The following is a 20,060-nucleotide window of genomic DNA, read 5'->3' on the forward strand; positions in this document are numbered from 1 at the left end:
GTTTTATGTTTGTCTGAAACATGAACCTAGTCAGGTTTGACGGCTCTATTTTGTGCAATAAATATGTTGTTTGTGCTAGTATCAGCAATAAATCCTTGGAAAAAGACGTTTATGGGTAAGGTTTTAGTTTTAAATGCCTCCTATGAACCGCTAAATATCACCAGTTGGAAAAGAGCGGTAATTCTGTTAATTAAAGGCAAGGCGGAACAGTTAGAGCATGATGGAACATTTATTTGTCAGACATTCCCGTTACCCTCGGTGATTAGGTTACGGTATTATGTCAAGGTTCCCTATAAGGAAATTCCTTTAACTAGAAAAAATGTGCTAGAGCGCGATCGACATACTTGTCAATATTGTAATTATAGAGGGGAAAAATTAACATTAGATCATGTTCTTCCCCGTTCCCGAAAAGGCCCTGATACTTGGGAAAATTTGGTTACAGCTTGTGTGAGGTGCAATATTCGTAAGGGAAATAGAACTCCGAAGGAAGCAGAGATGCCGTTATTGACGCAACCAAGAAAACCTTACAGCAGTTTGCATTTTGAAATTGTTAAGTGTACTAAAGATAATCTTAATCATGAGTGGCGAAAGTATGTCATTGGTATCTAAGGGGCGCTGAAAAAGTGGAGTCATTGAGGTTGAGACACACAAGATAACTTGTGCTGTAAAGTTGATTTTGTGTAGGGGCGTAACATACTACGTCTCTACTTTTGATAGGGATAAATTGTTGGTTTAGTTGTCAATATTTATACACCGACAATTATAAAATTTTGCTAAAATTTAACATTATGACATCAAGACAGATAAACCCATAAAATAGGATATATGCAGGAAAATGGTTTCTACTACTTCTCAAATTATTTTGCTGGTAGATGGTTACAACATCATTGGGGCGTGGAATTCCCTTAAGAAAATGAGGGATAAGAATGGTTTAGAGTATGCTAGACAGTCTTTGCTAGATACCCTCGTGAATTACACTGGTTACAAGGCATTAGAAACAAAGGTAGTATTTGACGCTCATTACCAAAAAACTCCTAGCTATAAGGATAAATATAGCGATCGCCTCTGGGTACACTATACATCTTATAACGAAACTGCAGACACCTACATAGAAAAATATTGTGCTTCATTTCAGCGCAAAAACCCCGATACTAGCACCAGAATTGTAGTTGCTACCTCAGACCAAGCACAACGCCACACAGTAGTTGGTTATGGGGCAGAATGGATGTCAGCTCAAGTCTTGGCAAAGGAGATTGATATGACCCAAAAAAGAGAAAAACGCAATCATCGCTCTAGGAATAAGCCCCAAGGGCGCTTTTTATTCAACTCCCTCGATAGTAAAACTCAGAAAGCTCTTACACAAATGCGTTTCGGAACTCATCGATGATTTCTCCTTGAATTTTTATTTAGCTTGTGTTATTATAGTTTTTGGTCTTATTTAAAGCGGACGTGGCGGAATTGGTAGACGCGCTAGATTTAGGTTCTAGTATCTCTGATGTGAGAGTTCGAGTCTCTCCGTCCGCATTCTATAAAGAGTGTTTTAAATAGTAATTGTACATCATATTTGTACATTAACAAATTATTTGTCATCGGTAACAAATTAGTGTCGTCTTAACAAATTAAATGACGTGATAACAAATTAATGTCGTCAAGGCAGACGGAGAGACTCGCTTTCAGTTCTCTAAAAGAACTCTTCCTTGCTCGGAAGTGATTCGCTAACCGCTGTAACAGGACACCTGCATCCTTATTGCGGAGAGTGCTCTTATTTTCTCTATCCAAAGATAGACAGCATCGAAATCAGTTAACAGGAGCAGAAAGCAAACTTTTAATTAAAAGTAAACTACTCCAAACTTTCGTAGAGCAGAGGTAACTAAAACTTGAACTACGGCACTACAGCTATTATAACCCTATAAGCCATGTAATAAACCGATAAGACCCATATATACTTATATATAGAGAGTATTTTACGATTTTAACAATAATAAGTAAATAAATAAATAATAGTTGCATGGTGTAACTTTCAATCCCTATAGAAGGTATTTTACGATTCGCCTTACAGATCATCCCTCTTTTGTCACTTTCCGAGAGAAAAAGTGGCAAAATAAAAAGATAGTAAAAATGAAACGCAATTATGGCAATGGATATAGCTGAACAAATCAGGCAACACTTACCTCGAAATCCCACAGAAACAGTTCCTCTGATTGATAACTATTGTTCGTTTTATCGTTCTTTATTTTCTGATGTGCGTATTTAAATATTTACACTTAGGATTAATTTCAACACTCAAAAGAAAATCTTTGCCAGAAATAAGTAAAATTGTTAATGTTTCCTCTCAAGGTTTACATCATTTTTTGACAAAATCTAATTGGAATTCATCAGACTTGGAAAAAGTACGTTTAAAATATATTTTAAGTATACTGATTGATACACCGATTACAGTAATCATTGATGAAACAGGAGATCGTAAAAAGGGAAATAACACAGATTATACTTCTCGACAATATTTGGGAAGCTTAGGGAAAATAGATCAAGGTATAGTATCAGTAAATGTTTATGGTCTTTATAGAAATATTACTTTCCCTTTAGTGACAAGAATATTCAAACCAAAAAAGACTCTCAAAGAGGGTGATGTTTACAAAACAAAAATAGAATTAGCAAGAGAAATTATCGAGTATTTAGTAGAGTTAGGTTTTTCTATTAATTTAGTATTAGCTGATAGTTTATATGGGGAAGCATCGACTTTAATTAATGCACTGAGACAAAATAATCTTGATTTGATTGTCTGTATTAGAAAAGACCATGGTGTCTGGATGCCAAGTTCACAGACGATAAGAGCGAATAAATGGTACAAATTTAAACGAATTTTTAGTGATGGTAAAAAAGAAGATAGATACATTAGAGAAATTATTTATGGTCTCAGAAGAGAAATAACTTATTGGCAAATTACTACTAACACAGAAACTATGCCAGAAAACAGCACTAGTTTTGTAATGACTAACATCCAAAAAACGAGAACTGAACAGAAAAAAACTATGGGAAATTTATATGGTCAACGTACATGGATAGAGTATGGATTTCGGCAGTGTAAACAAGAATTAGGCTGGACAGATTATCGTTTAACCAAGGGAGAAGATATAGAAAAATGGTGGGAAATTATCAATAGTGTTTACTGGATGATTAGCTTAAAAACTCAACTTATTACAGACTTAATTAATCAAGAAAAAATAGTAGAGACTCAAGATAAGAAAATCTTCATCACAGAAGATTGGCGTGATTTTAGTAGTTGGAAAAATACATTGATTAACTATCGAATTATGGTTAAACCAATGCTTATTTTTTGCACAATATTACCTTGGTTAAGAATAATGGAAAGCGATGTATTATGGATAGGGTTTAGTAATTTGCTCAAATACAGCAATAATTGTATGATTCATTTTCTCAGTGGATAAATTTATTTTTTCCGATTAGTTATTTCGGAAAGTGACAAAAAAGGAATAATAATAAACTTCGTCAATCTCTAATGTTGAGTGGCGATAATATGTAAATCTATTTGTTTTTTCCAAATCAATTTCATTAATTTCTGGGTAAAAGAACCTTTCCACAAACGTTTCCATAAAGGTTGTTTACTTTCACCAATGACAATTTGGGTAATCTTTTGTTGTTCGGCAATTCGGGCGATCGCCTCGGGGACATTATCATCTTCAACTCGTAAAAAAGTACCCCCAAAATCTTGACAAAGTTTTTGACAGGTTTCGATGTGCAGGGCTTCGGTTTTAGAAAGAAAATGCTCAGGATTTTTAATAAATAAAACAAAAAAAGGAGCATTCATATAATTAGCTAATCTTGCTCCACGGCGTAACAAACCCAAGGAATTAGGATAAGTAGAAACACATACTAACACTCTCTCTTGGATAGAATAAAACTGTGTAGAAGAAAGTAATTGCTGGGTTTCCTCCTCCACTGTATCAGCAATTTCTCGCAGAGCTAATTCCCTTAAAGCAATGAGATTTTTACGTTGGAAAAAATTTTGCAAAGATTGCTCAATTTTATCCGTAGCATATATTTTTCCCCCTAGTAAACGCTCTTCAAGGGTTTCTGGGGTTACATCAATAACAACAACTTGATTTGCTTCTTCTAAAAGGCGATCGGGAATACGTTCTCGAACTACTACCCCCGTAATTTTCGCCACAAGATCATTCAAACTCTCTAAGTGTTGAATATTGACCGTAGAATAAACATCAATTCCTGCCCTGAGAATTTCTTCCACATCTTCATAGCGTTTTTGGTATCGAGAATTAGGGACATTGGTATGAGCCAACTCATCAACTAATACCAATTGAGGGCAACGGTTGATAATGGCATCGGTATCCATTTCCGTTAGGGTTAACTCCTCCTGATTAATAGCCTTGCGGGGGATAATTTCTAAACCATTAGCTTGTAATAAAGTTTCCTGACGGTTATGGGTTTCTAAAAGTCCGATAACCACATCAATACCATCTTGCTTAAGACTCTTGCCCTCCTGCAACATTTTATAGGTTTTACCAACCCCCGGAGCCATACCAATAAATATTTTATGGTTGCCTTGTTTGTGATTCATGGTTAATTAAAGATTATCAAGGGCAAGGTTTAATTGCAGAACATTTACTCTGGGTTCGCCAAAAATACCCAAAAATCTACCCTCTGTATTATCTTCGATTAGTTCCTGTAATTGCTCTGGGGTAAGGTTACGGGCGATCGCAATGCGTTCCATTTGATTTTGAGCCGATTGAGGACTAATATGGGGGTCTAGTCCTGACCCTGAAGTATAAACTAAATCAGCCCGAGGAGCTATATTTGCGGACTCTAATTCTTCCAACTGGGTTGCAATATAGTCCATCAGTTCAGGATTACTAGGGGCTAAATTACTAGCGCCAGATACTCCCGTATGACCTGCATCCTCTCCTGTACTATAGTTGACGACACTAGGACGACTCCAAAAGTAGAGATCCCCCCGAAAAGGTTGACCAATCAAAACCGAACCAACAATGTTGCCCTGCTCATTTTCAATTAAGCTACCGTTAGCTTGATATGGTATAAACACTTGTCCAAAAATCAAAATAAACAAAGGATAAATAATCCCTGTGATTAACCATAGAATGAGAGTAGCGCGAATAGCTTTAGAAAAATCACCCATAGAAAGCATTTTTTATTCTCCTTAAAAAAGTAAAGTATCGATATTTTTATGCGGTTAAAATACAATTCATCTTTTGTTTAAACAACCAATTATCTTAAAATTTCTCTGGTTGAAAAATAACAACAAATAAGTAGATGAATAAACTAATCGTTACTAAGCCTAATAGTCCTAGAGCATAAGATTGACCCCGAGACATAACTTGATTGGTACTGGCGTAAACCAAAGGGGAAAAGATTAAATTAATCAATAAAACTGATATTAAATAAACAGGTAATTTTCGGGAGAAAAATTTACAAATTATTGTCAAACTTGTTTCTTGCATATTACGGTAACTAATTTTAGTGGTCATTTGTTGAGGCTCAAAAGTGTTAAAGTTCATCATATTTTGTTGGTAACGTAAAAATAAAAGGTGCTAAAGCAAACTGTTTTCACGGGCGAGGAAAATAGAATAAAAGACCTGTTGCGAATTAAATATCTGCGTATCTAAAATCCTTGTTAAATAAAGATTGAGTTTTTCAAAAAACTTATTTCGCAACAACTTTACAGTCAGAAATTTAACCCAATCCCACCGCCGTTACCACCACATCAATAGCCTTAATGGCGATGAAAGGAGCAATAACGCCCCCCAAACCATAGATAAGGATATTTCTTTGTAACAGTTGATCCGCCGTTAAAGCTCGAAATTCTACCCCTTTCAAAGCTAAAGGAATCAAAGCAGGAATAATCAAAGCGTTATAAATCAGAGCGGACAAAATGGCTGATTGAGAGCTACCTAAATTCATAATATTTAAAGCCCCAATCCCTGTACCTGCAAAAATAGCAGGAATAATGGCAAAATATTTGGCAACATCATTGGCAATGGAAAAAGTAGTCAAAGCGCCACGGGTAATTAATAATTGTTTGCCGATGGTGACAATATCAATTAACTTGGTAGGATCTGAGTCTAAATCCACCATATTAGCCGCCTCTTTGGCTGCTTGAGTACCAGAGTTCATGGCAACCCCCACATTAGCTTGGGCAAGGGCTGGAGCATCATTGGTCCCATCCCCCGTCATGGCAACTAATTTTCCTTTGGCTTGTTCATTGCGAATCACCTCAATTTTATCCTCGGGAGTAGCCTCAGCAACAAAATCATCGACCCCTGCTTCCTCGGCAATTACTTCAGCGGTGATGCGGTTATCTCCCGTAAGCATTACAGTACGAATTCCCATGCGTCTCATTTGGTCAAATCGTTCTCGAATGCCCGGTTTAATAATATCTTTGAGATAAATGACCCCATAAATTTCGTCTTTTTGACACACTGCTAAGGGAGTACCCCCCAAACGGGATACTTTTTCGTACACTTGATCTAGTTTTTCGGGAACATTACCACCTCTCGATCGCACGAATCCTTTGATAGCATCCACTGCTCCTTTACGAACTTCTATGCCATTACTTAAATCAGTGCCACTCATACGGGTACGGGCAGAAAATTCTATGCCTGTGGCTCCATGGCGATCGCAATTAGTATCCACATCCAATTGGTTTGCTAAATCAACAATGGATCGTCCTTCGGGAGTTTCATCAAAAAGACTAGAAATCAGCGCAACCTCCGCCACTTCTTCCATGGTATGACCATTTACAGGGATAAACTCCTCTGCCAAGCGGTTACCCAAAGTAATAGTACCCGTTTTGTCCAGTACAAGAGTATTAATATCTCCACAAATTTCCACCGCTCTCCCCGAAGTTGCAATTACATTAAACTGAGCTACTCGATCCATCCCCGCAATACCGATGGCACTGAGTAAACCCCCGATGGTGGTAGGTATGAGAGCAACCAATAAAGAAATTAATACGGCAATACTGACGGGATTTTCTACATAATTCGCCACAGGAGGCATAGTAGCAATTACAATCAAGAAAACCTGAGTTAAAACCGCCAACAATACCGTTAAAGCAATTTCATTAGGGGTTTTGCTTCTCTGCGCCCCTTCCACGAGGTTAATCATACGATCAATAAAACCTTTACCTGGATCTACACTAATCCTGATGGTAAGTTCATCGGAGACAATGCGAGTCCCCCCCGTGACCGAACTAGCAATATCAGTGCCGGGTTGCTTCAAAACAGGAGCAGACTCCCCCGTAATAGCCGATTCATCCACCGAAGCCATACCACCAATTACCTCTCCATCGGCAGGAATTACGTCCCCTGCAATAACCTTGATATGGTCACCCCGTCTAAGGGAAGTGGAATTAACCTCCTGAGTAGTGCCATCAGCCATTATTTTTCGAGCAATGGTTTCACTTTTAGTGGCTCTGAGTGCGTCTGCTTGGGCTTTACCTCTCCCTTCTGCCACTGCTTCGGCAAAATTCGCAAAAAGGATTGTTAAAAAGCAAATCCTTCTGCAATGGGACCTAGTGCTAGTACGGGAAAAAAGGTTAATGCCCCTAAAATCAAAATTACCCCTGCGGTTACACCCGTAAATAACTTGGTATCTGTGCGTAATGTTCCAGCATTTAAAGGTACTTTTTGTTTTCTGGACATATTGTCAGCCAGTAGTAGTAGGGCAATAATCGGTACATATCGACCCACAAGAAGGCTAAAAGTAGCGCTGAGATTCCACCATAGGGTATCGTCACCCAAACCCTCAAAGCCTGAACCATTATTGGCTGCCGCTGAGGCATATTCAAAAACTACTTGAGATAGACCATGAAAACCAGGATTACTTATTCCTGCTAAGGTTTCAGGAAAAGCTAAAGTGATGGCACTGGGTATCAAAATGGCAATGGGATGTACTAATAAAATGACACTGGCTAAAACGATTTCTGGTTTTTCTATTTTTCTGCCTAAAAATTCTGGAGTCCTTCCCACCATTAAGCCTGTCAAAAAAACTGCCAAGATGAGGTAAATAAATAGATATGCTGTACCAGTGCCTTGTCCTCCCCATACTATTTGTAGGAAAAGATTGAATAAGACGCTAAATCCTCCAGGGGGCATCAAGGAGTCGTGCATTCCATTCACTGCACCGCACATGGTTCCTGTGGTCATCACTGCCCATAATGCGGTTTGACTCCAGCCAAATCGTACTTCTTTCCCTTCTAAGTTGGGTTGAGTATCTCCGAGAAGGTTATTAACTAGAGGGTTTCCTTGATATTCTCCCACGGCGCTAATGACAACGAGAAAGGCAAAAATACTAAATACCATCCAAAATATTAACCATCCTTGACGCTTATTTTGGGCAAATACTCCATAGGTATAAATTAAGGAGGTGGGAATGCTCATCATGGCAAGGATAGTAAATAAGTTAGAGAAGGGATTGGGGTTTTCATAGGGATGGGCTGAATTGATGCCGAAAAAACCTCCTCCGTTTTCCCCTAATTCTTTGATAATTTCAAAGTGGGCAACTGGACCGGTGGCAATTACTTGATTTGCTCCTTCTAGGGTTGTCACTGTGATGGGGGGAGATAGGGTTTCGGGTACTCCTGAAATAATAAGAACGATCGCCCCTACTATGGATATAGGTAACAAAATCCGAGTAATACATAGGGTTAAATCTACGTAAAAGTTGCCTAATCTTTTTCCTGTTATGCCTCTGATAAAGGCGATCGCCACGGCTAAACCTGTACCTGCGGAGGTAAACATCAAAAAACCTAAAGCCAGTACCTGAGAACCATAACTAAAGGTTGTTTCCCCAGAATAATGCTGTTGATTAGTATTAGTCAGAAAGGAAATGGAAGTGTGTAAAGCTAAATCCCAACTGGGGGCATCTAGTTCGGTGGGATTTAATGGTAAGAATCCTTGTAGCATCAAAATAGAAAAAACAAGGATACCCATAATTAAATTACTAGCCACCACATCTTTTGCATACTGTACTCCTGTGGTGTTCGTTGCTTCGATAATTTTTAAACCAAATAATGGAAAAAGTCGAGCTTCTAAAGGTTTGAGAAATCTATCTAAAAAAGTAGATTTTCCTAAAAAAACATTTGCTATATAACTACCTAGTATTGGCGTAATTAAAATTACCAATATCAGGGTTAAAATGATTTGTATAAATCCTTGAACCATAACTTTTAAAACAAATAAAACTTTTAACTTAATCTTAAAAAGAATTACCATTAAAAGTCTCTAAACAAACGTATAACTTTGCGTTTATCTTTTCTAAACACTTATCTAAACGCTATTATTTTTTATGACGAAACTACTTAAAAAAGTCTTGGTATCTTTGCATCTTCGTGAAAAAAAAATGGTGCTAATTGTCGCTTTATTTATAATTGTAGTTTTTCTGGAATATACTACTCCACCAGCTTATGTTTTTGGTTATTTTTATACAGGGGCTATATTAATGGTGAATGTTAGCTATGGGGGTAAAGCAACTCTTGTGGCGACAGTTATTGCTGTATTTCTTACTATGCTTAATATTTGGATAAACATTAGCACAGCGGTAGAAATTTCTACCATTGCCAATCGACTCATTGCCACTATGTCTTTAATTGTTACAGGATGGTTAAGTGAGCGTAATCGAGTTTATCAAGAAAGATTAATCGAGCAACAAACAAAGCTAGAAACACAACAAGAGTTAGTTCGTTTACGGCAAGATTTTGCCTCGACTCTTACCCATGATTTAAAAACCCCTTTACTCGGCGCTATTAGTACCATCGATGCTTTCAAAAAAAACCAATTTGGTACCGTTACCCATGGGCAAGTGAGAGTATTAAACACCATGATGAAAGCCCATGAGTCAAGTTTACAGTTAGTGCAAACTTTGCTGGATATTTATCGCAATGATTTAGAGGGTTTACCATTGGATTTAGCACCCTTAGATTTAGGAGTTTTAATTCAAGAAGTCACCAATACTTTAGCCCCTTTGGCTTCTGCCCATGAGGTTTATATTAGCTTTAATTATGGTAATTCAGATTTTCCCATTTCTGTGTGGGTAAACGGAGATGCTTTTCAATTAAGGCGTGTGCTAACTAATTTATTGACCAATGCCATTAATCATTCTCTAAGGGGTGATCGCATCGATATTATTTTATCCTCTCAAACTGTTAGAATCTTAGACTATGGCTCAGGAATAAAAATAGATGATTTACCCCATCTATTTGAGCGTTTTTATCAGTCTAACAGCGATCGCCAAGCCAAGGGTACTGGATTGGGCTTATATCTATCTCGTCAAATTATCGAGGCTCATGGGGGCAGAATTTGGGCAAAAAATCTTGTACCAAGGGGGGCGGAGTTTAGTTTCTCTTTACCTAATTATCGAGATTAATTTTTTTCAATCCCCTAAACTAATTAAGTTGTTACCTTTAGGACTATATGTTAAAAATTCTTTTAGTAGAAGACGATGAATTGTTTCGTCTCGGGCTTTCCATACGACTGCAACAAGAAGCGGATTTGCAAATTGTGGCAGAAGCTGAAGATGGTGAAACTGCCGTTAATCTAACTAATCGCCATCCTTTGGATTTAGTTTTATTAGATATTGGATTACCCCGTATGAGTGGCTTAGAAGCCTGTCAACAAATTCGAGTCAATCATCCCGATTTACCTATCTTGGCTCTGACATCTCGCTCTGAAACCTCCTTAATTAATCGTTTAATTGAGACAGGTATTCAGGGTTACTGTTTAAAGGGTATTCCTGCTGAAAATTTGATTTTAGCTATTCGCTCTGTGGCAGCGGGCGCTTCATGGTGGGATTCTACCGCCACCGAAAAAATTAAATCAGCTTTCGTTTCTCCTCCTAGCCGTAATAGTTCGGTTTTAGATATTCTCACCAAAAGGGAAAAGGAAATTTTAGAATTAATGGCAGAGGGTAAGTCTAATCAGGAAATTGCTCAAATTCTTTATATAACCCCCGGTACTGTAAGGGTGCATACCCATACTATGATTCAAAAGCTGAATGTGAGCGATCGCACTCAGGCTATTTTATTATGGACAAATGATTGATTATTGTAGTTTATCTGATCTTCCGCACCCCACTCTTGTCGTGCAAAAAACTATGGCTCTAAAATCGAGAAAATGAGAGAAAAACAAAGTAGTATAAGAAAACACATAAAATGAGGTTAATTTATACTTTTTGAATCATCTCAGCAAAAGGAGTAAAACATCTGTGACACCAACCATCAACCCAAAGAGCAGGAATCTTAAACCTAGCACCACAATTGGGGCATTCCGATAAAAGTTTTAGTTGATGCCGATCACGCAGTGGCAGGGCTTTGCCCTGATCGCACTTGTAAACCTCTTTATACTGCCATTCCATCCGATGATAAGGGTTTTCACCATAACAAGCCGAACAAAGACGGATGGGAGTCATTTTCATCGGTGCAGAAGGACACATAGTTTGTAACGTTGCCACGTCCACTTGTATGACCGCACTTAATTTTTCCAACTGGTCAAGGGAAGGAGGAGGATTAAAACGGAACTTTTCCCAACGGGCGATCGCCCCGTAGAGTCCAGTTATCTCACCCAAACCAGAAACAGTAAGCACATTTGCTCGCCGAAAACGACCTAAAAAATGACTGATGCTTTCACCCTCATAAGGTGCGATCAGGGCGAAGCCCTGCCACTGCGTGATCGTAAACCACCAAGGCTGAATTTCCATCACTTATACTCCTGTACAACTTCCTTCAAAGTGTCATAATCAATCTTGTTTAGTCCCTTTTTGAGGGAACGAATCGCCGCATCACGCAAAACCATATCTATAATACCGATATAACCTTGCGTCGCCTCCCCAATCAATTTCAACATTCTTTGACTCGTCAAATTAGAAGCCACAGGTAGCTTCAATACTTGTCTTTCCCAAATATTGACCGTACGACTAAATTCCTCCCCTGCCAACTTACCAAACCGATAACAGGCACGAAAACGATTATAAACCTGTTCATCCTTCTTATACTAAGTCCGATTTATAAACTGTAATTTTATTTATTGTCTTTGGCAATGGGCTTAAGCCCATTGTTCGTTTTATTAGCATACTTTTCTCTACGGATTCAGTATGAGTTATTAATTCTGGTACATCGGAAAATTGTTCATCCATCGCCATAACTCTTACATAAATGTTTTATTAATACATAGTAGATTAATACGTATTGTATGACATCTAATTTGTTAATGACCACCTTTGACACAAAAAAGTCGCCTAATTGGAAGGCGACATATAATTCGCTATTTCTAGGGAAAACGACATCTAATTTGTTAATTAATTTTGAAGAATCGTTAAACCTGATTTAAGGTAGTATCATTAGTAATGCTTCATCCACAAAGATTTTCGACGTATTTATTTTCGACGACAATAATTTGTTATAGCGTCATTTAATTTGTTACTGTACAACTTTTTTCGGTGTTGACCTACTACCTCATTCTTTCGGAGAAGTAAACCTTTGAGCCACAGTTTCAGGTTGAATGGAAGATAGTATGATATGGTTAGAGTCTGTGATAATAACAGCCCGTGTCCTTCTCCCGTAGGTAGCATCTATTAGTTGACCTTTATCTTTTGCTTCATTGATAATCCTTTTTATGGGGGCTGATTCTGGGGAAACAATGGCAATAATTCTATTACCAGAAACAATATTCCCAAAACCTATATTCACTAATTTAATATCCATCAATTTTATGATTTGCTATAGATAATGACTAGAGTAATCATATCTTTATTTTTTAACATTAACAATGATTTTTTATGAGCATAAACTGATAATTTTGGTCATAGGATGTTAATTATTTAACTCAAAAATAAGAGTTTTTTTATTTATGGATAAATATGGGTTCATTAAAGGTTATATTTAATTAGCGATCGCCTATAGCCATAACATCAGTAGCCCCAAAAATAGCTTCATAATGACGATAAAACTTAAATTCTAGGATATTATAGGCAAGATCTTGTAAAAAGAAAGTTTTATGCTCAGTTAATTCCCCAGAGAAACGAATGCGAGGAGGTTGATAAAACTCAACCTGTTTATTTTCACAGTTAAAAACCAAATCATCCCAATCAGATTCCTTCGTAAAAACGATACCAAAATGACGAGGATAAATCCCCCGAGGAGGAGTAACATTTTCTTTGCTCGTATGAGCGACTAACTGATGTCCATAAAAATCAAAAATCATGGCATGGTCATTATTTCTACCCAACTTCGCTCCTAAAATATCTCCATAAAATTTTTTAGTATCCTCCCCATTAATCATGGGAATTGCTAAATGAAAAATAATATTATTCATAACAACAAAATAATTAAATATTTCCTCTACCTCCAATATAAATCAATTTTCAATGGTTAGGTTTTCAGTGCGCTCGAATTTCAATTCCCCATGACTACTATTCACCCAGTGTTGTTTTTGTGTACTAAAAACATTTAACTTACGAAAAGTATCCGCATCCCGAATTCTGATACCCCCATCCCCAATGTAAGCCACCTCCGCCACACTATCGGGGGTATTATCAGGCGCCCTAGCTACTAAATCCGCAATTCTCAGTTGAGTTGGATTCATTTTTAAAGACATAATTAAACATTCTCGATTACCCCCTGCCCCTGCGTGGGCAATACCTTTTAGAGTACCCCACACATAAACATCTCCCCCCGCAATGATAGTCGCCCCCGGATTGACATCACCAAGAATAATTACCGTGCCATGGTGAGATATTTGCACCCCCGATCGCAAATTAGTTTTAAGATATAAAGGTTCAGCTAAATTTTGTTGAGGATTTTCTTTAGGTTTAACAAAAAGAGAAATAGAAGGATTTTGCCTAACAGAATAACCCGCACTAGCCGCTGCCACAGCAGTTTGACGACGTTGGGCAATGACTAAATCGAGTTTGAGTTGATTTTGTTCAAGAATTTCATCTAACTCCCTAATTTGTCTCGTATCCAATAACTTATCACCGCTATCTAAGTGGGCTTTTGTGTCAGGAAGCCATGACTTATCCATTTTTTGCAATCGAGTTTTGAAATCCTCTATCATCCTTATCCATTGATTGCTATGGTTGGTTTTGTGGGGGGGTAAAAAAAGATAGACAAAATCCCCTTCTTGTTTTAGTTTAATTTGCTCTTGACTACTGAGGGGAGGGGTTTCGGTGACTTCTTCGGGGAGTGGTAATTCTGGGGGAGAATCATTTTCTTGGGTAGAAGATAATTCTGGGGGCGTATGGTTTTCTGTGGGGAAAAGATTACTTTCTTCGGGGGGGATATTTTCGGATGGATTAATCATTATTTAAGGAAGTAAATGGTTTTTTATGGTCAAGGGCAAAAAAACGAACGGTTTAAATTCTATAATATATTTAATAAGGTGCTTAGGGTTTATTCCTATGGCAACTCAACATGGTAGAGGTACAGTATCATAATGTTTAAGCCTATCTCAGATTTAGTCAAGTCCTTACAGAAGGACTCCCAAGAATTACTAACAAATCGCTACAAAATCGGTAATTTGGTGGGTAAGGGAGCCATGGGGCAGGTTTATAAGGCTTTTGATACTAATAATAATGATACGGTAGTGGCGATCAAATTTCTTTCTCAGGCTTTGTTGGATAGTAAAATGCGCGATCGCTTCCAGAAAGAAGCTAAAATAAGTGCATTATTAGGTGAACAAAGTGATCATATTGTTAGGGTAAAGGATTATGGCGTTGATGATAGTCAAGTGCCATTTTATGTGATGGAATATCTAGAAGGGTATGATTTAGATCAACTAGTTAAGAAAAAGCCCCTTTCTTTCCCCAAATTTCTATCCCTTATCCGTCAAATATGCTTGGGATTAGAGTGCGCTCATAATGGTATTTTAGTCAACAATGAGTTAGCCCCCATTATTCATCGAGATATTAAACCGAGTAATATATTTTTAGCCAAGGATGAAAAAGGAGGTCATTTTGTCAAAATCCTTGACTTTGGTATTGCCCAAATTCATAATCCTGATGAATCTTTAACCCAAAAATCCTTTATGGGTACTCCTGAATATTGCTCTCCTGAACAAATGGCGGAGGATGAATTGAAGGCAACTTCTGATATTTATAGTTTAGGGGTATTGATGTATCAGATGTTAACCCAACAAACTCCCATTAAGGCAGAAGCTCATAATTTTCAGTCGTGGTACAAAGCCCATAATGAATTTCCCCCCAAAAAATTACCTACTTATTTGGAGTTACCCAAGGATTTAGATGACTTGATTATGAGTTGTTTACATAAATCCCCTGCCCGTCGCCCTCAAAATATAAGGGAAATTTTGAAGGTAATTATCCCTTTAGACAGGGAATATAATAGCGATGGGGAAATAAATCAAAAAAGTCAAGAAGCATCTTCGGCACTTCTTCCTATCAATACGGTTTATCGTCAAAGTTTTTGGCCGCAGGATAAACCCCAGAAAAAGATTGTTTTTCCGAATTTGGTTGAAGCCCAAGAGGGTGCTTTTTCTAGTTTATGGAGTATGTTGGAGTCTGATGAGGTGCTACATTTTCAACCTAAATCAACTTTTTGTTTTACCCACTTTATGTTTCAGGCTACTCCCCACCCGATGATTTTGTGGGTTAATTTGCTTTATAATCGGACTTATGAGCCAAAATGGTTGCCTTGTTATTTGGATTTGAAAACAGATATTGGTGCTCAAATTAGTACTAATTTAATTAGTCAGAAGAAGTACCATATTTTACTTTTTGAGTTAGGACATCCTTCTGGTTATAAACAAAAGTTAACTGTTAATGTCGCTTCTGAGAAGTTGAAACAACTACAAAATTTTCTGCTTAAGGCTTCTTCTTGGCAGGGTGAAGGACAACCCGAAGGGAGTAAAATTATTTTGAAAAAACAGTTTGAGTCTGTGAAAAAGACGATTTTGGCGGCGGTGGCAAGGGCTAAATAATGGATAATGGATAATGGATAGTTGATAATTAAATTTTTATGCTCTATTTTTTATTGCCTAATGGTCAATGATCATTGATAATAATATCTGGTATATCTACTAAGGGATTATATTCCAAAAGATTAGAAATAAAGGCAAGTAGAGGAAAGTAAAATTCTGTGTTTGATTTACAAAGCTATTTGAAAGAGAAACAAAAGTTGGTGGAAAAGTCTTTGGATGAGTCTTTGCCCATGGGTAAGCCTGAAAAGATTTATGAATCGATGCGTTATTCTTTGTTGGCAGGGGGCAAGAGATTGCGCCCTATTTTGTGTTTGGCTACTTGTGAGTTGATGGGGGGTAATGATGATATTGCGATTCCTTCTGCTTGTGCTTTGGAAATGATTCATACGATGTCTTTAATCCACGATGATTTACCTGCTATGGATAATGATGATTATCGTCGGGGTAAGTTGACTAATCATAAGGTGTATGGGGAAGATATTGCGGTTTTGGCGGGGGATGGGTTGTTAACCTATGCTTTTGAGTATGTGGCGAGGGAAACTAAGGGGGTGCCTCCTGAGAATGTGTTAGAGGTGATTAAGGTTTTGACTAGGGCGGTGGGCGCCCAAGGTTTGGTTGGGGGGCAGGTGATGGATTTGGAGTGTGAGGGTAAGACTGATGTGACGGCGGAGATGCTTAGTTTTATCCATATTCACAAAACGGGGGCTTTATTAGAAGCCTGTGTGACTTCTGGGGCGATTTTGGCAGGGGCAAACCAAGAGGATTTAGAGCGCCTTTCTATCTATGCAAAAAATATCGGTTTAGCGTTTCAAATTATTGATGATATTTTAGATGTGACGGCTACTAGCGAGGAGTTGGGTAAGACGGCGGGCAAGGATATTTCTGCTGATAAGGCTACCTATCCTAAGTTGTGGGGGTTGGAGGAGTCGAAGGCTAAGGCTGATGAATTGGTGGAAAGTGCGATCGCACAGTTAGCGGTATATGGAGAAAAAGCCCAACCATTACAAGCCCTAGCAGAATTTATCGTTAATAGAAAAAATTAAGGGGGTGTAAACAATGCAGATAATGAATGAAGTTCTAGGCAACAAATTAATTGTAATTCCTCTTTTAGCCTGTATTCTTTCCCAAATCATCAAAGTTACGGTAGATACTGTTCATAACCGCAAATTTAGCTTTCGGTATATCGTTAGTACGGGGGGTATGCCTAGCGCTCACTCTGCCCTTGTGGGCTCTTTAGCCACGGGTGTGGGGCAAACTTTGGGATGGTCGTCCCCCGAATTTGCGATCGCCTCTATTTTTGCAGGAATCGTTATGTATGATGCCGCAGGAGTGCGTCAAGCCGCAGGAAAACAAGCAAAGGTATTAAACCAAATCATGGAAGGAATGATTAACAACGAAGATTTTAACGAAGAAAGACTCAAAGAATTACTGGGGCATACCCCTTTTCAGGTAGTAGTCGGTTTAATTTTGGGAATTTTAAGCTCTGCCATTTTCCTTCCCCTCGTTTAATCTTAGAAATTCAACCAACCAAAAATATCCCCTACCGTTAACCTCAAATCTGAAGCAAAATCTGGCACAGGTAAAACATCATCATCCACATCAAAAGCTTTCACTTTCTGAGGATAATAAGCAAAAATAGTCTTATGTTCAGGATCAATTATCCATGCTAATTGACATCCATCCTCAAGGCAACGCAATATTTTTTTGATAATTAGACTCTGACTTTGTTCAGGGGAAAGTATCTCAATCATCCAATCAGGGGCGATACTCACCACATTCCCAATATCCCCATTATCATCCCGTGGAATATGATCATAAGTCAACACCACAATATCAGGCACAATAGATTTACCCCCAAAAGTACACCTCAACTCAGGAAAAGCAAAACCAATTTTTTTAGGCTTAAGAATTGAATTAATAGCTGTAGCCAATTCAACTTGAATAATACTATGTTTTCCTTGAGGCATCGGTTTACTAATAATTTTATGATCAAAAAATTCCTGTGCAGGTTTAGTCTCAGGCAGTTGTAGAAACTCCTCTAAACTGACAGTTTTATTACCAATGAGAGTAACCATAAATTATACCCTGTAAAATATTTACCATAGAATTATTATAGAACTAATACTATTTTCCCATGGTCAAATATGGCACTCCTAGATAAAAAGTGAAAAATGATCCTCTTTTTCTCTAAAAAAGAAATAAAAGATAAGGGGAAAAAAGTCTCATAACAATTTTTCTAAAATAAACTTATTAAAAACATAGATTAATAGCCATGACAACCCTAACCATTGACTGTCAATCATTAAATATTAGCAACGAACAATTTTATCAACTATGCCTCAATAACCGTAATATTAGATTTGAAAAAAATAATCAAGGAGATTTAGTTATTATGACTCCCGTAGGTGATATTAGTAGTAACAGAAATGCTGGAATTATTGCTCAGTTATGGTTATGGAATAATCAAGAAAATTCAGGCATAGTTTTTGATTCTTCCGCTGGTTTTATATTACCAAATGGCGCCATTAGGTCGCCCGATGCCTCCTGGATTCCCCTTACAAAATGGCAATCAATTCCTGATACAGAAAAAGAAAAATTTGCCCATATTTGCCCTGACTTTGTCATCGAATTAATGTCTCCTAGTGATAGTCTAAAAACTACCCAAGAGAAGATGAAAGAATATATGGAAAATGGAGCAAAATTAGGATGGTTAATTAATCGGAAAGATAGACAAGTAGAAATTTATCGAGAGAATCAAAATACTGAAATATTAGATAATCCTAGTAATTTGTTAGGAGAACATATTTTAATAAACTTTACCTTAAATTTGGAATTAATTTGGTAAATAAAACAGTAGAGAAATTACTAAGAATAAAAGTTATGATGATTTTGTTATAGTTCGATTAGGCTTTAGTCATCAGATACTGCCCATTGCCCAAAACTTCCCCATTACAAGCATCAAAATAAGCAATACACCATATCAAATATAACCGCCACAGTCTGCGAAAACGACTATATTCCATATCATATTTAAGGGTTTTAAGATATTCTTGGTTATTATCAAAGTTACGCAACCATGTTACTAATGTTTTAGAATAATTTGAGCCATTCATAAACCATTTATCAACGGTTTTAAGGTCTTGATTATATAACGGTACATTTTCATAACCCCATACTCTAAAGCGTGGAAAGATGTACTTTTCCAGAAAGACACTCGAGATACTATGGGGAAGTTTAATGGCAATAATATGTAGTAAGAATTGACCTTTATCTGTCAATAAAGATGATACTTTTTTAAAACCATTTGTTAGGTTTCCTATATGTTCAAATACTCCTAAACTAATAATTTTGTCAAATTTGTGTTCAAAATTAATGGTATTAAAATCACCTTCAATTAAGGTAAAACGATCCGAACTAAAATAACTTTGATCATCTTTTATTTTATTACGAATATACTGACAATGTTCTTTACTTAGATTTAATCCTGTTACTTGGCAGTTAGGAAATTTGGAAAGAATGTAATGTAAAGCACTACCAAAACCACAACCTATGTCTAATATATGATCTCCGTCTTTTATTTGGGCTTTAGTAATAAGATCATCTAACATATCTATTTGTGCTTGTTCCAGATTTATGGCTCCTTTTTGCCATAATGCCATGGTGTATTTGGGATACATTAATTGACTTTCCCCTAGCATAACTTTAAATAGTTCTTTGGGTAAGTTATATTGAGTTTCCATCAATTCATGGGATTTTTCAGCTAAGTATTCGCTCTCTTTTAATAACCATTCATAGGGGATTAATAAAAAAGGATACTCTCGATAACAAATAGGAATCATGGTATCTAAGTTTGATTTTACTAAAAAATCAGGTATTTCCAATCCATTAATATAGCTTTCACACGCCGCCATTTGCATGGTGTTAAAACATTGAACTAGAAATTTATTTTTCTGATAGTTAGTCTGGATATTGTTGAATTCAGGAGAAACAAATTGATTGTTTATATCAGCCATAGAAGTCATAAAAAACCCCTCCGATAAATTGGAAAATAATTATTTATTACTCAGAATATAGAGC

The 20,060-nt window shown here is 37.1% G+C and carries 20 protein-coding genes, 1 tRNA gene and 1 pseudogene; 10 read left to right on the forward strand and 12 right to left on the reverse strand.

Translation table 11 applies throughout. The features are described 5' to 3' along the window. Positions 1 to 111: 111 nt before the first annotated feature. The 4 genes and pseudogenes from A5482_RS00245 to A5482_RS00260 all read left to right on the forward strand — a co-directional run bounded on the left by A5482_RS00245 (position 112) and on the right by A5482_RS00260 (position 3,449). Positions 112 to 609: an HNH endonuclease gene (locus tag A5482_RS00245; protein WP_069790364.1), complete on the forward strand. Its 498-nt coding sequence runs from the start codon at positions 112 to 114 to the stop codon at positions 607 to 609. Positions 610 to 835: 226 nt separating this feature from the next. Beyond that, positions 836 to 1,387, forward strand: coding sequence for an NYN domain-containing protein (locus tag A5482_RS00250; RefSeq protein ID WP_069790360.1), 552 nt, complete (start codon positions 836 to 838; stop codon positions 1,385 to 1,387). A gap of 56 nt (positions 1,388 to 1,443) precedes the next feature. After that, positions 1,444 to 1,524, forward strand: a tRNA-Leu gene (locus A5482_RS00255). Positions 1,525 to 2,137: 613 nt separating this feature from the next. Continuing rightward, positions 2,138 to 3,449: pseudogene (locus A5482_RS00260) on the forward strand (IS701 family transposase). 68 nt (positions 3,450 to 3,517) lie between these two features. On the opposite strand, the gene A5482_RS00265 reads toward A5482_RS00260, so the two are convergent. The 5 genes from A5482_RS00265 to kdpA form a co-directional block, all read right to left on the reverse strand. After that, positions 3,518 to 4,597: a sensor protein KdpD gene (locus A5482_RS00265; RefSeq protein WP_069791253.1), complete on the reverse strand. Its 1,080-nt coding sequence runs from the start codon at positions 4,595 to 4,597 to the stop codon at positions 3,518 to 3,520. A gap of 6 nt (positions 4,598 to 4,603) precedes the next feature. Continuing rightward, positions 4,604 to 5,182: a K(+)-transporting ATPase subunit C gene (kdpC, locus tag A5482_RS00270; protein WP_069791254.1), complete on the reverse strand. Its 579-nt coding sequence runs from the start codon at positions 5,180 to 5,182 to the stop codon at positions 4,604 to 4,606. Positions 5,183 to 5,267: 85 nt separating this feature from the next. Then, positions 5,268 to 5,555: a K(+)-transporting ATPase subunit F gene (gene kdpF / locus A5482_RS00275; RefSeq protein WP_369816744.1), complete on the reverse strand. Its 288-nt coding sequence runs from the start codon at positions 5,553 to 5,555 to the stop codon at positions 5,268 to 5,270. A 172-nt stretch (positions 5,556 to 5,727) separates the two neighbouring features. Then, positions 5,728 to 7,638 carry a potassium-transporting ATPase subunit KdpB gene (gene kdpB, locus A5482_RS00280; protein ID WP_369816746.1) on the reverse strand — a complete coding sequence of 637 codons (1,911 nt, stop codon included), beginning with the start codon at positions 7,636 to 7,638 and terminating at the stop codon, positions 5,728 to 5,730. After that, positions 7,539 to 9,218, reverse strand: a complete 1,680-nt coding sequence (gene kdpA / locus A5482_RS00285) for a potassium-transporting ATPase subunit KdpA (RefSeq protein WP_069791271.1) — start codon at positions 9,216 to 9,218, stop codon at positions 7,539 to 7,541. The genes kdpB and kdpA overlap by 100 nt, the downstream gene beginning before the upstream one ends. Positions 9,219 to 9,342: 124 nt before the next feature. Here kdpA and A5482_RS00290 point away from each other — a divergent pair, with 124 nt between their 5' ends. Then, the gene (locus tag A5482_RS00290) at positions 9,343 to 10,419 is read left to right on the forward strand and encodes a sensor histidine kinase (protein ID WP_069791255.1); all 1,077 of its coding nucleotides are present in this window, start codon (positions 9,343 to 9,345) and stop codon (positions 10,417 to 10,419) included. A 47-nt stretch (positions 10,420 to 10,466) separates the two neighbouring features. Continuing rightward, entirely contained in the window at positions 10,467 to 11,093 is a 627-nt protein-coding gene (locus A5482_RS00295; RefSeq protein WP_069791256.1) for a response regulator transcription factor, read from the forward strand. 121 nt (positions 11,094 to 11,214) lie between these two features. Here the strand turns inward: A5482_RS00295 and A5482_RS00300 are convergent, their stop codons facing one another. The 5 genes from A5482_RS00300 to minC all read right to left on the reverse strand — a co-directional run bounded on the left by A5482_RS00300 (position 11,215) and on the right by minC (position 14,348). Beyond that, positions 11,215 to 11,748 carry a TniQ family protein gene (locus tag A5482_RS00300; RefSeq protein ID WP_069791257.1) on the reverse strand — a complete coding sequence of 178 codons (534 nt, stop codon included), beginning with the start codon at positions 11,746 to 11,748 and terminating at the stop codon, positions 11,215 to 11,217. Beyond that, entirely contained in the window at positions 11,748 to 11,984 is a 237-nt protein-coding gene (locus tag A5482_RS00305; RefSeq protein WP_069791258.1) for a hypothetical protein, read from the reverse strand. Before A5482_RS00305 ends, A5482_RS00300 begins: the two co-directional genes overlap by 1 nt. Positions 11,985 to 12,502: 518 nt before the next feature. Next, entirely contained in the window at positions 12,503 to 12,751 is a 249-nt protein-coding gene (remA, locus tag A5482_RS00310) for an extracellular matrix/biofilm regulator RemA (RefSeq protein ID WP_069791259.1), read from the reverse strand. Positions 12,752 to 12,932: 181 nt separating this feature from the next. Then, positions 12,933 to 13,361 carry a VOC family protein gene (locus A5482_RS00315; protein WP_069791260.1) on the reverse strand — a complete coding sequence of 143 codons (429 nt, stop codon included), beginning with the start codon at positions 13,359 to 13,361 and terminating at the stop codon, positions 12,933 to 12,935. Between the two features lie 42 nt (positions 13,362 to 13,403). Then, positions 13,404 to 14,348, reverse strand: coding sequence for a septum site-determining protein MinC (gene minC, locus A5482_RS00320; RefSeq protein WP_069791261.1), 945 nt, complete (start codon positions 14,346 to 14,348; stop codon positions 13,404 to 13,406). Positions 14,349 to 14,480: 132 nt separating this feature from the next. Between minC and A5482_RS00325 the strand changes: the two genes are divergently transcribed. The 3 genes from A5482_RS00325 to A5482_RS00335 all read left to right on the forward strand — a co-directional run bounded on the left by A5482_RS00325 (position 14,481) and on the right by A5482_RS00335 (position 17,492). Then, positions 14,481 to 15,983 (forward strand): serine/threonine-protein kinase, encoded by a 1,503-nt coding sequence (locus tag A5482_RS00325; protein WP_069791262.1) that lies wholly within the window; start codon positions 14,481 to 14,483, stop codon positions 15,981 to 15,983. Between the two features lie 158 nt (positions 15,984 to 16,141). Then, a complete protein-coding gene (gene crtE, locus A5482_RS00330) occupies positions 16,142 to 17,026 on the forward strand; it encodes a geranylgeranyl diphosphate synthase CrtE (RefSeq protein ID WP_069791263.1) in 885 nt (294 codons plus the stop codon). 13 nt (positions 17,027 to 17,039) lie between these two features. Further along, positions 17,040 to 17,492 (forward strand): divergent PAP2 family protein, encoded by a 453-nt coding sequence (locus A5482_RS00335; protein ID WP_069791264.1) that lies wholly within the window; start codon positions 17,040 to 17,042, stop codon positions 17,490 to 17,492. Positions 17,493 to 17,494: 2 nt separating this feature from the next. Here A5482_RS00335 and A5482_RS00340 read toward each other — a convergent pair whose 3' ends face one another. Further along, positions 17,495 to 18,058: a Uma2 family endonuclease gene (locus A5482_RS00340; RefSeq protein WP_069791265.1), complete on the reverse strand. Its 564-nt coding sequence runs from the start codon at positions 18,056 to 18,058 to the stop codon at positions 17,495 to 17,497. A 197-nt stretch (positions 18,059 to 18,255) separates the two neighbouring features. On the opposite strand from A5482_RS00340, the gene A5482_RS00345 reads away from it, so the two are divergent. Further along, on the forward strand, positions 18,256 to 18,828 hold the full coding sequence (locus A5482_RS00345; RefSeq protein WP_069791266.1) for a Uma2 family endonuclease: 573 nt from the start codon (positions 18,256 to 18,258) through the stop codon (positions 18,826 to 18,828). A gap of 58 nt (positions 18,829 to 18,886) precedes the next feature. Here the strand turns inward: A5482_RS00345 and A5482_RS00350 are convergent, their stop codons facing one another. Beyond that, positions 18,887 to 20,005 carry an SAM-dependent methyltransferase gene (locus tag A5482_RS00350; RefSeq protein WP_069791267.1) on the reverse strand — a complete coding sequence of 373 codons (1,119 nt, stop codon included), beginning with the start codon at positions 20,003 to 20,005 and terminating at the stop codon, positions 18,887 to 18,889. Positions 20,006 to 20,060: the final 55 nt, after the last annotated feature.

Source organism: Cyanobacterium sp. IPPAS B-1200, assembly GCF_001747005.2.
Lineage (GTDB): Bacteria > Cyanobacteriota > Cyanobacteriia > Cyanobacteriales > Cyanobacteriaceae > Cyanobacterium.